Here is a 14,257-nt window from a genome sequence, read left to right as displayed (position 1 = left end):
GAAAGAGAGGGATCGAGACGAACGCTGAACCATTCATCCGGCAAAAATGATGCAGCCTGTTGTGGTCAAAGATCTTACGCTCCCCGAACTCGCAAATTGGATCGAAAGCATCGGGGAGAGACGCTTTCGGGCGCGCCAGTTGTTTCGCCATATTTACGCGCGACGCGTGCGTTCCTGGCAGGAATGCAGCGATCTGTCAAAGCTGTTTCGAGTGCAGTTGGAGTTTGGAACCTGCCTCGATGCACTCAAGCTGATCGAAAAGCAAACCGCGGCGGACGGCACCAGGAAGTATTTGTTTGAGCTGCACGACGGACATTGCATTGAGTCCGTCCTCATTCCCGATCCACCGCGGCAGACGCTCTGCCTGTCGAGTCAGGTCGGCTGTGCCATGGGGTGCAGGTTCTGTGTCACCGGCAGTATGGGCTTCAAGCGCAATCTCAGCGTGGGGGAGATCGTCGATCAGATCTGTCAGGTGCAGCGGGATCAGTCGCGCATAACCAATCTGGTTTTCATGGGGATGGGAGAACCGTTGGCCAATCATGAATCGGTCTGCAAGGCCATGCAGATCATGCTGGACCCAAACGGTATGGCTTTTTCTCATCGTCGGATTACCCTGTCAACGGCCGGATTGATTCCACAGCTGCGGCGGCTTGGCGAGGAAAGCCCGGTAAATCTTGCCATCAGCCTGCATGCTGCGGACGATGCATTGCGCTCACACTTGATGCCCATCAACAAAACCTATCCACTGGAGCAGCTGATGGCGGCCTGTCGAGAGTATCCTCTGCCTCCCAGGAAGCGCATCACCTTCGAGTACATCCTGATGGATAGGGTAAACGACGAACCCGGGCATGCGCGAAAACTCATCAAGCTACTGCACGGTGTTCGCGCCAAAGTGAATCTGATTCCGTTCAATCCTCATCCGGGCATACCCTATGGACAGTCTCCCGCACAGCGCATTTTGGAATTTCAGGAGATTTTGCAGAAGGCTCAATTGAACACACTCATTCGGCAAAGCCGGGGGTCCGACATCTTTGCCGCCTGTGGCCAACTGGCAGCGCAATACAGTCTGAGGCAGACGGCAAAGGCATAGATTCGATCTTCTGCCTTATGTGATCATTCAACCGCCTTCCAAGAGACACACCATTGGGTATTTTCGACATCTTTTCGACAAGTATCTTAGCGGTGGCAAGAATTGATCGATAGACTCGATCCTGCAAAATATCTCGGTAAATGGACGCTCATTTTGGGAGAGGTCAACACCGGCAAGACTTCCTTGTGCCGCGCGATCTTGGGAGAAATGTGCAAGTACGGACTGGAAGACCGGATTGCAATTGTTGATCTTGCTCCCGAGGTCCCCGAAACGATGGCGAAGGATCGAGAAATCAAGGGAATTGGAGGCAGGTTGGTGCCTCCGGATCGAGACAACCTGGTTTATCTGAGAGTGCCGCTTGCAGCTCCGCGCTTGAGCTCGAAAGGCGAACGGGAGGCACTGGAAAAGGCGCGGCTGAACGCCCTCAAAATCGGGACGCTGTTTGAGGAATGGAACCGCCTGGGGAGGGATATTCTATTCGTTAACGATATCAGTGTGTTTCTTCAGGCTGAGAGGGCGGAGAGTGTGGTCAAACTGCTGAACAAGGCCCAAACCCTGGTAGCAAACGGCTATTACGGCAATAAACTGGGCGCTGGTGAGTTGTCGCAGCGCGAACGCCGCCAAATGGATTTGCTGAAACTCTATTTTCACCAAATCACCATTACATAAGGACGGGAAGTGAAGATACTCTATACCTCCGATACCCACGTCTACCCCCCTTACTTCGATCACCTGCTCAGTGCCGCAGAAGCGATGCAGCCCGAAGCGGTGATCGTTGGCGGAGATATTATTCCGGATTGGCGAAGAGGCATTCAGGCATCCATTGCAGCTCATCAGGCGTGGATTCGGCATAAGCTGATTCCGCGATTGCAGGAATTCCGCTCAACGTGTGAAGATGTATCGGTGTTCCTGGACTTGGGAAACGATGACATTGCTGCTGCAAGGTTTCTGCTGGAAGAAAAAGACGGCAGGGACCTGCATCTGTTGCATATGCGCTTGCACAGGTTAAATAAAAACCTGGCGCTGGCAGGGTACCTGAAAGTGAACCCGACACCTTTCGCCATCAAAGACGGAGAAAAACCGGATTGCCGCGATTACAGCGGTCTATCCAGCCCTGGTGTGGCACCGCATGGTTCGATCACGCTAACGGGCAGTGAGACCCCTTATGAGCTGGATCCAGCCGCAGGAACCATCGAAGATGACCTTGACGAGCTTACCGAGCAATTGGAAAGTCAACACTGGAAAGATTGTTCTTTCGTCTTTGTGAGCCATGCTCCACCAAAAGACACGGCTTTGGATCGAACGGGCGCCGATCTGAACGTCGGCAGTCTGGCAGTGCGGCGCTTTATTGAGAAATGGGGGGCAAGCGGGCGGCTGGTGGCGGCTTTCCATGGTCACATCCACGAATCCCCGTGGAGGACGGGGCAGGTGTGGGAATATGTCGGTGGTGTGCCTTGTTTCAACGTGGGTCAAGAGCTGAAGGTCCTCAGAGCCGTCTGGTTCGATACCGAAAATGTCGTCGAGTCAGCCCGGCTGGTCATGGTTGGTCCTTCCAAAGAACTGGCTGTTCTTGAAAAGGATGAGTGGTTTCTTTCGGGGTAGCGCCTTTCCTCACTGTTCACTCCCGACCGCGGTTTGCTGTGCTTCGGCTGCATGCCGCAGGGCGCTCATTTTCCCCTTGAGAGACTGGGCATAAGCGAAGTTGAGGTGGAGCTTGAGGGTTTTTTCGGGGAGGCCGAAGGCAAGGCCCATGAGCTGGGGGAGGTAGAGGACCGAGACGGCGAGGTTTTCGGCGTTCATGCGGGAAATCTTGGCCTGGTAGCTGTCGAGATTCATCTGGCACATGGGGCATACGGTGGCGATGCAATCGGCCCCCCTGGCCGCCTGCAAAAGTACGCTCACACGTTCCAGGGCTGTCTCCTTCTTGGTGGTCATGAGGCCTGCCCCGCAGCATTGCGCGCCCATCTGCCAAGGGAGCACCGTGGCCCCGAGAGCCTCGATCAGGGGCTCCATGGACGTGGGCTGCTGGGGATCGTCAAATACCTCATAGGGACGCAGGCACTGGCAGCCGTAATACGGGGCGATGGTGACACCGGTCAGCGGCCGCACTACTTTTGCCTGCACGGTGCGGGCTCCGATGTCGCGCGCCAGCACATCGAGCAAATGGCGCACCTTGACGGTATTGGTGCAGCTCAGACCTTCTTCCGCCAGCACTTCATTGATGGTGGCCAGAAGTGTGCCGTCTCGCCGGGTGTGCTCCTCCACTTTTTTCAAGTTGAGATAACAGGCGCTGCAGGGAACCAGCATGTCGGCATCGATGGCGCTTTGCTCGGCCAGGGCCAGGTTCCTGGCGGGAAGCGCCAGGGACAATAGGTGGCTTACGGCCTCGCCCGCGCTGGCCCCGCAGCAGGTCCAATCGGCGACTGCTACAAGCTCTGCGCCCAGGGCCCGCATCACGGCCCGGGTGGAAGCATCGTATTCCTGTGCGGTCCCTTCAAGCGAGCAGCCGGGATAATAAAAATATTTCATGAGCGGCCCTCCACTTCTCGCACCTTGCGGTACAGGGCATCCAGTTTGCCGGCGGAAAAAAGATTCGGCAACTGCATCGAGAGCTTCCCCTTGACCATCAGTTTCACCCCCAGAGGAGTAAACCCCATAGGGGTCAGGGGATTTTTCAGAGAAAGAAAATAGCGGGTCATGAGGTCCATTTCCCGAACCCTTCCGTAGCGGCGCACATTATCGAGGAAGGTGAGATAAAACTTGGTGCTTTTCTTCTCCTTCCATTTGCCCTGGGCGATGGCCAGCCGCTTGAGGGCGGCCATGGCCTCGGTCAGCGGCAGGCCCCGCGGACAGCGCAGCGTGCAGAAATAACAGCTCGAGCAGAGCCAGAAGGTCTTGCTGGCAAAGATTTCATCGCTCAACCCCAGCTGAACCATGCGCCAGAGCTCACGCGGTGTGTAGTCCATGGCGCCGCTGTTGGCGCAGGAACCGGTGCAGGTGCCGCACTGCATGCAGGCCTTGATATTTTCCCCTATGGCCGCCAGGGGATCGGGCGCTTCATGCGGACCGTTTTGCGTTTGAACCGTCATTGGCTTCTCCTGTTGTGTGTCACTGCGCAGTACACAGAGAAAAGATTCAAAACAGCTCCTCGAGGGCTGCGTCCAGCATGGAAAAGAGCTGCTGGTCGCGGTATCCACGCAGCACCGAGGCACTGTTGGGGCAAACCGCGGCACACGCCCCGCACCCTTGGCAGGCCAGCTCATCGATCACGATGACCTCGTCTTCCGCATCATACCGCCTGGCCCCGTAGGGGCATGCTTCAATGCACAGCTGGCAGAGGGAACACAGGCTGTGGCGCACCTGCGCCGTGATGCTCCCGCCCATCGTGCGCTCCCTGCTCAGGATGCTCAAGGCGCGCTGGGAAGCCGCTTCGGCCATGGCCATCGATTCGGTGATGGAGCGTGGCGAGTGGCCGATGCCGCAGGCAAACACCCCTTCCCGCAGAAACTCGACCGGCCTCCACTTGTATTCGGCTTCCTGGTAGAAGCCGTCCCGGTTGACTGTCACCCCAAAGATCCCTGCCAGCTCGTCGTTCCCGTTGCTCGGCACGATGCCGCTGCTCAACACCAGGAGATCCGGCGATAAGGCGATCTCTCGCTGCAGCAAGGGATCGAGCGCCGTTACCGTTACCGCCCCGTTGGCCGTTTCCACCCGGGGCTTTGCCGCTACCTGGTACTGGATGAAAACGACTCCGGCCCTGCGCGCCTGGGTGTAGTAACTCTCGAGAAAGCCGTAGGCCATCATGTCCCGGTACAGGATGTAGACTTCTACGTGGGGATTGTGCTCCTTGAGATACAGGGCGTTTTTCAGCGCTGCGGCACAGCAGACTCGGCTGCAGTAGTTTCTTGGCTCCTCCCTTGACCCCACGCACTGGATCATGACAACGGATGTGAGATCCCCCGGAGCGACTTGGCCGCGCTGCAACTGGTCCTCGAGTTCGTGCTGCGTCACGATGGCATCGCACTGGCCGTAGCCGTACTCCTGCGGTTTCGCCTCGGAGCCTCCCGTGGCAAGGATCGCCACACCGTGCTCGATGGTTTCCCCGGCCCCTCCGGCATGTTCGAGGGTGGTGACAAAGCGGCCCACCTGCCCCTCCGAATGGACCACCCGGGCTTCCAGGTGCACCGAGATATGGGGATGCTTGTTTACGGCCGCAGCTGTCTGTTCCAGGAGCTGTTGCGGAGACCAACCGTCCAGAGTGCGGTACAGGCGGTGCAGGTTGCCCCCGAGTTTTTCCGAGCGCTCGATGAGATCCACCTCGTAGCCGTGCTCAGCTATGCCGAGAGCCGCCGTCATGCCGGCAATCCCGCCCCCGACCACGAGAGCCCGTCGGCTCAGAGGAACGCTTCGGGGCGGCAGCGGATCGATTCCCTGCAGGCGCGAAGCCGCCATAGAAAGAACCGAGGCGATCTCCCGCGTGACCCGGGCGCGGTCTTCGCCCCGGCCGGGAAAGGCGGGAGTGCGTATGTCCGCCACTTCGATGAGAAAAGGATGTAGCCCGATGGACTTCCCCAGGTCTTTCAACTTCCTTTGGTATACATAGGGCATGCAGGCCCCCAGCAGCACCCGGTTGGCCCGGCTTTCGCGCAATACCCGGCACGCTTCATCGAGCCCTTCGCGGGTGCACATCCGCTCGGTCAAAAAAACCTCAAGGCCCATCCCTTCAAGCTTTTGCGCGATTGCCTTGAAATCGGCCGCGCGCGCCAAATCCCCTGCACAACTGCAGAGCGCCGCAGCGACCTTTGGAGGATCGCGCGTAACGTCCCGGTAAGCCGGCTCATCATCTGTCACCCGGCTCAGGCTTCCCCCCCCGGCGTGCAGCAGCGTTGATGCCGCAAACGCCGCCGAGCCCGCCTGGATGACCGATTCCGAGATGTCCCGCAGGCCGCCAAAGGAGCCGCTCACAAAGATCCCCTGCTTCGCCGTGCGGCTGAAGGAAAAGGGCTCGGTCTTAAAAAATCCCGAAGGGGTCCGCTCGACCCCGCAAAGTTCCGCCAATTCATCGCTTCCCGCCGGGGGCCTCTGCCCGGTGGCGAGCACCACCAGATCGAAGTCCTCCGCATGCATCCGGCCCTCAATATCCGAATAGCGCAGCTGCAGGCAGCCTGCTTCCCCCGCCTCCACTGAATGCACCCGGCTTCGTATGAAGCGAACCCCGTAGTCCCTTTCAGCCCGCTCCCGGTAGCGTTGAAAATCTTTACCGAAAGTGCGCATGTCCATATAAAAAATGGCCGCATCCACCTGCCCGTCGCTTTTTTCCTTGGCCAAAAGGGCCTCTTTGATGGAGAACATGCAGCAAACCGATGAACAATAATCGGCGTTCAGATGGAGGTTACGCGATCCGACGCACTGCAGCCAGGCGATCTTTCGGATCCTTTGAGAATCTTCCGGGCGCAGCAGCTTTCCCCCATGGGGACCGGTTCCGCTCATGAGCCTCTCGTATTCGATGCTCGTTACGACGTTTTCAAAGGTGTGATACCCGTAGGTGTCCGGGGCCGATGCCGGATCGAAATTGGCGAAGCCTGCCGCCAAAATGATGGCCCCCACCTCGAACTGCTGCTCGCCCATGCGCAGGAGCTTGCGGTACCTGTTCACCACCAGGGCTACCAGAGCCTCCGGATCGAAGGGCTTCATGAGGTAGTCCATGGCTCCCACCTTCATGGCCTCGACCGCCGTTTCTACGGTGGCATAGGCGGTCATCATCACCACATCGAGGTCCGGATGCATCTCCCGGGCATTTTTCAGCACCTCGACGCCGTCCATGCCGGGCATCTTGACATCCAGCAGCAGCAGGCTGCAGCCCCCCTGCGAGAGCTTCTCCAAAGCTTCGACCCCGGATTCGGCCATTTCCACCTGAAAGCCCGCGTCTTCCAGCCACTCCTTGATGGAATCCCGAACAACCAGCTCATCGTCCACTACCAGCACCTTGAAAGCCTTGCGTGCCTCCAGTTGAAGATCGATGGCCCCGGTCGGACACACCCGTTCACACTCGCCGCAACGGCTGCACGCCGCCGGGTCCACCACGTAGTGGTTGGGAACATTGTGCGGCACCGGAAGGTAGACGGCCTTGCGGGTGGTGAGACCGGCGTTGAACTCATCAGGGACTTCCACCGGACATACCGTGACGCACGCGGCGCAGCCGATGCAGCGCTCGGGATCCACCATGGTCGGCTGGTGCCGCAGGGTCACCTGGAACTTGCCCGGCTCCCCCTCGATCCCCACCAGCTCGGTGGCCGCCATGATGTCAATGTTTTCGTGGAAAAAGCCCTTGCGCAGGCAGTACTGCGATGCGCTGTCGCGCTCCACTACGGGCAGCATCTTGCACATGCCGCAGTGGTCGGTCGGGAACTGGTAGTCCAGTTGCCTGAGCGTCCCGCCGAGGCCGGGCGCCTTGTCGATCAGGGTCACCCGATAGCCCTCCTCGGCCAAATCGAGCGCCGAGCGCATCCCGCTGATGCCGGCTCCAACCACCAGGGCCGAGCCTCTCTTGTTCTTCATAGCGAGCCTCTTTGATTGCTGTTAACCGCGAAGAATGCAGAGGATAACCCGGTAAGACTTTGCCGCAGCCATCTCTCGGCGCACTCTGCGGTGAATCGATCAGTCTTTGCCGCCGGTCACTTCAAAGAATTCCTTTTCGCGGAAAGTCGAAAGCGGGGGTTCCTCCTCCACGCTGCGTCCCGCCTCGTAGTCGAAGGCCCGTTGGGTGCCGGCCGCGATGGTGCGAAACAGTTCCATCACCGGCACATGGTTCGGGCAGGCGTTGGAGCACTGGCCGCAGCCGACGCAGGCCGTGCTCATGTGAGCCAGCCGGGTCAGGTGGTAGAAGACCGTGTCGGTCGGCATCTTGAGGGCCCCCTTCTTTCTGGCCCAGCGGAGGAACTGCGCCGGTTCGTGGTCGAACACATCGGTTGTGAACACGCACTCCCGGCAGTAGCAGACGGGACAGGCCACCCGGCAGTTGTAACAGTTGACACAGTGGCCAAGATAGCTCATGAGCTTGTCGAGATCCGAGGTGGCCGCGGCGGTTTCGGCAAACATCCGGTCGCGGTAGGCGGTGCGCTGCGCCAAAAGATCTAGGACCGCTTCCTTTCTCCCCGCAGGTTCCCGAGTGGAAGCCAGGCCGAGCTCCCCCAAAAGCGCTTCCCCCAAGGGCGTGTTGGCCTGGAGCGGAAGGCCTTCCCCGAGGGTTGCCCCCAAAAGCTCGAAAGAAAGGTCGGCGCTTTCCGCTACAAAATGCTCGCAGGCCTTGCAGGCGGTTGTGATATCGAAGTCCTCGAAGGCCGTCCCACGTCCTTCCAAAGCATTGCGGATAAAGTCCAGCGTCGCGCTGGAGCCGTCGCCTGCCGCCGCGGCAAACCGCAGGTAGTCGACATTGCCGTAGGCGCCAAGACAGTCCATGCCGATGATGATCAGCTGCTCTCTGCGGCCCTGTTTGAGCTTGACCAGTTCGATGAAGGCGCGTATCTCACACGGCCTCAAGACCACCGCCACTCTTCCTTCAAATGGCTTGCGGGTGAGGCGGGACACCACCTTGGCCGCATTGATGGGAAACACCGGGGCGAGTGGATCGGCTCCCGCCAACTGCTGCGGATCGGTCACCAGGGTGGGCATCACCGCATTCCTCACAGGAAGGTGCCGAGCCACCAGAAGTGCCTCGATCTTGCCTCTTTCAAGGAGCGTCCGAAAAAATTCCTGCAGGGCTTTTACCGGGTTTCCCTCCGTCACTTCAATTGCTGCTGTCCTGGCCATCGCTTTCTTTCTCCAGCTTCTCTTTGGCTGTTCGTTTTCCCCGTTGGTTGATGCGACGCTCTACATGGACCGCAGAGCTCAAACAGAGATCCCTGTCCATGGGCTTTCCTCTGCGCTGAATCCCCTAGATCACCATCTGCCGGCGCGCCTGGTTGGGACCCAGAGCCTTCACTTCAGCCACCAGTTCGCGTATCGTCTCGGCAAAATCAATCCCTTCGCTGGCCCCGATCCAGGTCATCTTGAGCCGCCTTTCATCGAAGCCGAACTTTGGCAGGATCTCTTTTAACAGCTTGATGCGGCGGCGCGCCTTGAGGTTGCCGTTGATGTAATGGCAGTCCCCCGGGTGGCAGCCGCTCACCAGCACCGCGTCCGCTCCCTCGAGGAGCGCCTTGATCACATACTTCGGGTCCACCATGCCGGTGCACATCATGCGGATCATGCGCACGTTGGGTGGCTGGATCAAGCGCGATGTGCCGGCTAAATCCGCCGCCGTGTAGGTGCACCAGTTGCAGACAAAGGCGATGATGGTCGGCTCAAATTCCCCCACGTCTTCCTCCATTTTCCCGGGCACTCACCGCGCAGACCGCGCAGCGCGCCGCAGGGATTCTCTATAGGTCACAGCGCTTCGAGCAGCGCATCGATCTCGGCAAACACCTGTTTGGCCGTGAAGTGCTTCACCTGGGCCGCGCCGCTCGGGCAAAATCCGGCGCAGCTGCCGCATCCCTTGCACAGAGCGTCGTTCACCACCGACACCCCTCTTCGGGCATCGAACTCGATGGCCGAATAGGCGCACAGCCCGATGCAGGTGCGGCATCCCGCACACACATCCGGGTCGATCCAGGATACCGTCGAGGAGATCTCGACTTTTCCGCGCGTGGCCAGGGCCAGTGCCTGGGCCGCCGCGCCTGCGGCGTGCGACACGGCATCCGGAATGTCCTTGGGCCCCTGACAGGTGCCTGCAAGAAAAATTCCGTCGGTGGCGGTCGACATGGGCCCAAGCTTCGGGTGCTCTTCCAGAAAAAAGCCGTCTCCCCCCTGGTTCACGCCGAACACCCGGGCCACGTCCGCCGCGTTCTCCCGCGCCTGCATGGCGGTGCAAAGGATCACCATATCCACCGGGATGCGCAGGCGTTTGCCGAGGAGAGTGTCCTCTCCCACAACAATCAGCTTGTCCCGTTCGTTTTCCGTGACCGCCCGGTCGGTGATCTCCGCCGGTCGGCCGCGGATGAAGGTGATGCCTTCCTCCTGCAGCCTGCGGTAGAATTCCTCATAGCCTTTGCCAAAGCAGCGCATATCGATGTAAAAGTTGTAGATGCGTGTCTCGTGACCCACCTTCTCCTTGATCAAGTGGCCGTACTTCAAGGCGTACATGCAGCACACCCGCGAGCAGTACTCATGGTGATGTACATCGCGGCTGCCCACACAGTGGATGATGGCAACGCTTGCCGGTTTTTCCCCGTTTTTCATCTCGATGCGGCCGCCGGTCGGACCGACGGCATTGTTCAACCGCTCGAACTCGAGGCCCGTATACACTTCCGCATAACGTCCGTAGCCGTATTGCTTCAAGGGAGAGGGGTCGAGGATGTCGAAGCCGGTGGCAAGCACCACCGTGCCCACCTCCACCTCCATCTCCTGATCCTGCATGCTGTGCGAGATGGCGTTTCGCTCACAGGCCCGCACGCATTCCATGCACTCCGAGCACACCCCGCAATTGAGGCAGCGCCCGGCCTCCCGCTGCGCCTCTGCATCGTTCAGGCCAAGGGACACTTCCTCAAACGTCTTGGCGCTCCCGACCGCTTCCCGGTACTGTAGCCGTGCCCGGGGCGTCCTTGCAAGGTGGTGTGGGATCGGCGCCCAGTCCTTCCCCGCACGTTCTCCGCCAAGGCCTGCTGCAAAAGCCTCCAGGTCTTCTCCCCTCAGATAACGGTCGATGGCCTCTGCCGCCCGGTGGCCGCCGGCAATGGCGTCGATTACCGTGGCCGGGCCGGTCACGCTGTCCCCTGCCGAAAACACATCGGTCTGTGCAGTCTGCATGCTCCCGCTTTGCACCAGAAGCCGGTTTCTGCGGCTGATCTCGACTCCGCTTTGCGCCATGCAGTCCGCTTCCGGTTCCTGCCCGATGGCGGAAATGACCGCATCGCAAGCGATCACAAACTCCGAGCCGGCAATCGGGGTGGGCCGCCTCCTGCCGCTCTCATCGGCCGGTCCCAGCTCTGTTTTGAGACATTCGAGCCCCGCCACCCTGCCGTTTTCCCCGTGAATCGCAGCAGGTGCCGTGAGGTAGTGGATCTCAACCCCTTCACGCAGTGCCTCCTCGATTTCCTCCGGATAGGCGGGCATCTCGCTTCGACTCCGCCGGTAGACCACTGAAACCTCACTGCAGCCCAGCCGCAGAGCGGTTCGCGCCGCATCCACGGCCACATTGCCACCCCCCACAATGGCCACCCGCTCGCCGGGACGCCGCCTCTCCCCCAGATTGACTTCGCGCAGGAAATGCACCGCATCCAGCACCCCTGCGTAGTCCTCTTCCCCGGCAATGTTCAACTTGAGGCTGCGGTGCGCCCCGATGCACACCAGGATCGCCTGAAATCCCTCATTTCGCAAATCCTCCAGGGTGAAATCCGAACCCAGCCTCTGACCGCTTCGAACCTCAATCCCATGGTTCAGGATATGGTTGATTTCCGCATCCAACACCTGCGGCGGCAGCCGATAGTCCGGTATCCCCACCCGCAGCATGCCGCCCAGAACCTCAAGCGCTTCAAAAATAGTCACCCGGTATCCCTGCAGCCGCAGATCATATGCCGCTGTAAGGCCCGCCGGCCCCGATCCGATCACCGCCACCTTCGCCTCCCGCTCCTCGATCCGCGGTATGGGAAGTGCGGAAAAATCCACCCGGTCCGCCGCATAACGCTTCAAATCCCTTATGGCCAGCGCCTCGTCCACTTCCAGCCGGCGGCACTGGTACTCGCACGGGTGCGGGCACACCCGCCCCAGCACCCCCGGCAGCGGCACCCGCTCAAGGATCAACTGCACTGCCTCGCGGTACTTCCCCTGACCGATCAGCTGCACGTAGCCCTGTACGTTCAAGCCCGCCGGGCAGGTGATGCTGCACGGCGCCCGGTCCTTTTTGTCGATGCAAAAGGTGATGGGAACCGCCTGCGGGAAAAACCGGTAGATCGCCTTGCGCTCCGATAACCGCTCGTCAAACTCGTTGGTTACCGAAACCGGGCAGACTTCCGCGCACTGCCCGCAGCCCGTACAGTTTTCCTCCAAAACAAAGCGCGCCTTGCGCTTGATCTTTGCCCTGAAGTTCCCCACATACCCCTGCAGCTCCGTCACTTCGCTGTAGCTTAGCAGCTCGATCTCCGGGCTCTGGCTCACCGCAACCGTTTTTGGAGTCGAGATGCAGGCCGCGCAGTCCAGAGTCGGAAAGGTCTTGTCAAACTGCACCATGTGCCCACCGATGGACGGGTCCTTCTCCACCAAATAGACCTTATGGCCCGCCCGGGCGATGTCCAAAGACGCCTGGATGCCTGCTATCCCCGCTCCCACCACCAGGACATCCGGGTGTACCTGCACCTGCCTGCTCGCCAGCCTCTGGTGGTAGTTCACCCGGTTGATCGCCGCGGCCGCCAGCCCCTTCGCCTTCTCCGTCGCTTCGGTTGCGTCTTCTGTCACCCACGAGCAGTGCTCCCGCACACACGCCATCTGAAAATAATACGGGTTCAAACCCGCCCGCTGACACGCCGACTGAAACGTCTTTTCGTGCAGCCGCGGCGAACACGACGCCACCACCACCCGGTTCAAACTCAGATCCCGGATGTCCTTTTGAATCATCTCCTGACCTGGGTCCGAGCACATGAACTTGTAGTCACGCGCCACCACCACTCCGTACAAGCCCCGCGCAAACTCCGCTACTTCCTCCGTGCGCACCTTCCCCGCTATGTTCGTGCCACAATGGCAAATGTAAAAGCCGATTCTCGCAGGCATCATCCAACCTCTTCAACTGTTGTCGGAAAATCTCTCATGTTTTTGTTGTCAGGTTGCGTCAGACGGTTGCAATTGACCGCAGGTGAAACTGCCTTTAACGTCGGAAAATGGTTGCAGATCCTGAGCACACATTCTGGGAGCAAGAGATGGAAACTTTGAGCCGCAACAGATTAAGGAGCATCTCTGAATGCTATCAGGCCAAGGCAATATGCAACAGCTCAATAAAAAGTGATTGTTCTCCGATCGCCCTTGGAAATCAAGAAGTACGTTAAAACGAAATATGAAAAAGAAACATAAACGACATTGGTATGTTCACTTAAAAATAAGAGTAATTATTCAAATGAGTGCAAGCTTAGTTTATAAGAAAATCTCTCGTTTTTCAAGAAGTACTGCTGCAAGGAACACCGGAGGTGGTCCCTAACGCCCCGCGCACGCTCGGCTGATAATGATTTTAGCTCGTATGGCAAGGCGGCGAGAGGGGGGAGATGGATTGTCGTGAGAAAAGCGTAAAGACAAAGAAAGGTGCGATTGATACCCTTCCAACCAGAGCCGTACAGGGTTTGTCATGGGGGCTCAAAAGTTGGGTAATGAGGGGTCTTGGAGGGGCAACTCAGCACATGATTCGCTTTATATCGGTTTGAAATTTACGGTAGACTCTCACAGCAAGATCGCTCAGTGGTTCTTCCATGCGCTCGGGTTTCGGCAGGGTCAAAGGTGGAGGCACATCGAACAGTTCGAAAGAGATCAGGTTTATTTGCAGTTTCTGATCGATGGAAGCCAATTCCGCTGCAGTGAAGTTTTCCCCCAGGAAAATTTTCCTCTCCAGGGTCACGGTATCCAAGCTCTTGAGAAAATTAATAATGGTGAGGAGATCAAAGTTATTTCGAAATCGTTTGATATTGGAGTTCACTGCCTGGCATTCCGCCTTCAGATTGTTGTAGGCCTTTTGGTATTCGACCATCCGCTGGTAGAATCTAACATAGGATTCAACAAACAGCTTTCTGAATTTGGCCTTGTCCGTGAAACCTCGAACGCGGATGAAACGCACGCCGCGGGTAAACTGCTGGGTGATACAGGAGCTCCAGAAGGAATTCTCGGGAATTTTCATCAAATGAAGAAGCTCCGCCTGCATATCCGATTTAATTACCAGGTAGGCCAATCGGGTCAGGCGTCTGCCGGTCCGCGCTGCTTGGAGTCTGGTCTGGTTGGCCTGCTCCAGGAGATCCTCTACTTGCAGCTCGAGAAGCCGTCTTTCGGTCAGATAATTTTCAACGACTTCTTCTTTGACCTGTCTGGTTAAACTGGCAATTAAGTCATCTTCCATGGGAATTCCTTGTCAACTGATGTTTCCTGTTTGGTTCATGGTTC

Annotated in this window: 11 protein-coding genes; 3 read left to right on the top strand and 8 right to left on the bottom strand. The window is 58.6% G+C overall.

What is annotated here, in order from left to right:
- Positions 1-49 precede the first annotated feature (49 nt).
- The 3 genes from rlmN to K1V27_RS01200 all read left to right on the top strand — a co-directional run bounded on the left by rlmN (position 50) and on the right by K1V27_RS01200 (position 2,692).
- Entirely contained in the window at positions 50-1,090 is a 1,041-nt protein-coding gene (rlmN, locus tag K1V27_RS01210) for a dual-specificity RNA methyltransferase RlmN (RefSeq protein WP_435051655.1), read from the top strand.
- A gap of 102 nt (positions 1,091-1,192) precedes the next feature.
- Entirely contained in the window at positions 1,193-1,759 is a 567-nt protein-coding gene (locus K1V27_RS01205; RefSeq protein ID WP_258927695.1) for a hypothetical protein, read from the top strand.
- A 9-nt stretch (positions 1,760-1,768) separates the two neighbouring features.
- Positions 1,769-2,692 carry a metallophosphoesterase family protein gene (locus tag K1V27_RS01200; RefSeq protein ID WP_258927694.1) on the top strand — a complete coding sequence of 308 codons (924 nt, stop codon included), beginning with the start codon at positions 1,769-1,771 and terminating at the stop codon, positions 2,690-2,692.
- 9 nt (positions 2,693-2,701) lie between these two features.
- Here K1V27_RS01200 and K1V27_RS01195 read toward each other — a convergent pair whose 3' ends face one another.
- The 8 genes from K1V27_RS01195 to K1V27_RS01160 all read right to left on the bottom strand — a co-directional run bounded on the left by K1V27_RS01195 (position 2,702) and on the right by K1V27_RS01160 (position 14,213).
- Positions 2,702-3,619 carry a CoB--CoM heterodisulfide reductase iron-sulfur subunit B family protein gene (locus K1V27_RS01195; RefSeq protein WP_258927693.1) on the bottom strand — a complete coding sequence of 306 codons (918 nt, stop codon included), beginning with the start codon at positions 3,617-3,619 and terminating at the stop codon, positions 2,702-2,704.
- Positions 3,616-4,179, bottom strand: a complete 564-nt coding sequence (locus K1V27_RS01190) for a 4Fe-4S dicluster domain-containing protein (protein ID WP_258927692.1) — start codon at positions 4,177-4,179, stop codon at positions 3,616-3,618. The genes K1V27_RS01195 and K1V27_RS01190 overlap by 4 nt, the downstream gene beginning before the upstream one ends.
- Before the next feature lie 46 nt (positions 4,180-4,225).
- Complete coding sequence (locus K1V27_RS01185) at positions 4,226-7,648, bottom strand: FAD-dependent oxidoreductase (RefSeq protein WP_258927691.1); 3,423 nt, start codon at positions 7,646-7,648, stop codon at positions 4,226-4,228.
- A 99-nt stretch (positions 7,649-7,747) separates the two neighbouring features.
- Positions 7,748-8,899: a 4Fe-4S dicluster domain-containing protein gene (locus K1V27_RS01180; RefSeq protein ID WP_258927690.1), complete on the bottom strand. Its 1,152-nt coding sequence runs from the start codon at positions 8,897-8,899 to the stop codon at positions 7,748-7,750.
- Positions 8,877-8,999, bottom strand: a complete 123-nt coding sequence (locus K1V27_RS01175) for a hypothetical protein (protein ID WP_258927689.1) — start codon at positions 8,997-8,999, stop codon at positions 8,877-8,879. The genes K1V27_RS01180 and K1V27_RS01175 overlap by 23 nt, the downstream gene beginning before the upstream one ends.
- 24 nt (positions 9,000-9,023) lie before the next feature.
- Positions 9,024-9,446, bottom strand: a complete 423-nt coding sequence (locus K1V27_RS01170) for a hydrogenase iron-sulfur subunit (RefSeq protein WP_353740498.1) — start codon at positions 9,444-9,446, stop codon at positions 9,024-9,026.
- A 68-nt stretch (positions 9,447-9,514) separates the two neighbouring features.
- The gene (locus K1V27_RS01165; protein WP_353740506.1) at positions 9,515-12,889 is read right to left on the bottom strand and encodes an FAD-dependent oxidoreductase; all 3,375 of its coding nucleotides are present in this window, start codon (positions 12,887-12,889) and stop codon (positions 9,515-9,517) included.
- Positions 12,890-13,499: 610 nt separating this feature from the next.
- The gene (locus K1V27_RS01160) at positions 13,500-14,213 is read right to left on the bottom strand and encodes a hypothetical protein (RefSeq protein ID WP_258927686.1); all 714 of its coding nucleotides are present in this window, start codon (positions 14,211-14,213) and stop codon (positions 13,500-13,502) included.
- Positions 14,214-14,257 lie beyond the last annotated feature (44 nt).

The sequence above is a fragment of the Desulfoferrobacter suflitae genome, from assembly GCF_022603395.1.
Classification (GTDB): domain Bacteria; phylum Desulfobacterota; class Syntrophobacteria; order Syntrophobacterales; family Syntrophobacteraceae; genus Desulfoferrobacter; species Desulfoferrobacter suflitae.
The sequence above is the reverse complement of the archived record's forward strand: the minus strand, read 5'-3'. Positions and strand labels throughout refer to the sequence as shown.

Excerpts from the sequence above, each read along its gene's own strand:
- K1V27_RS01195 (WP_258927693.1), bottom strand. The coding sequence starts at position 3,619 with ATGAAATATTTTTATTATCCCGGCTGCTCGCTTGAAGGGACCGCACAG.
- K1V27_RS01180 (WP_258927690.1), bottom strand. The coding sequence starts at position 8,899 with ATGGCCAGGACAGCAGCAATTGAAGTGACGGAGGGAAACCCGGTAAAA.
- K1V27_RS01165 (WP_353740506.1), bottom strand. The coding sequence starts at position 12,889 with ATGCCTGCGAGAATCGGCTTTTACATTTGCCATTGTGGCACGAACATA.
- K1V27_RS01160 (WP_258927686.1), bottom strand. The coding sequence starts at position 14,213 with ATGGAAGATGACTTAATTGCCAGTTTAACCAGACAGGTCAAAGAAGAA.
- K1V27_RS01185 (WP_258927691.1), bottom strand. The coding sequence starts at position 7,648 with ATGAAGAACAAGAGAGGCTCGGCCCTGGTGGTTGGAGCCGGCATCAGC.
- K1V27_RS01175 (WP_258927689.1), bottom strand. The coding sequence starts at position 8,999 with ATGGACAGGGATCTCTGTTTGAGCTCTGCGGTCCATGTAGAGCGTCGC.
- rlmN (WP_435051655.1), top strand. The coding sequence starts at position 50 with ATGCAGCCTGTTGTGGTCAAAGATCTTACGCTCCCCGAACTCGCAAAT.
- K1V27_RS01190 (WP_258927692.1), bottom strand. The coding sequence starts at position 4,179 with ATGACGGTTCAAACGCAAAACGGTCCGCATGAAGCGCCCGATCCCCTG.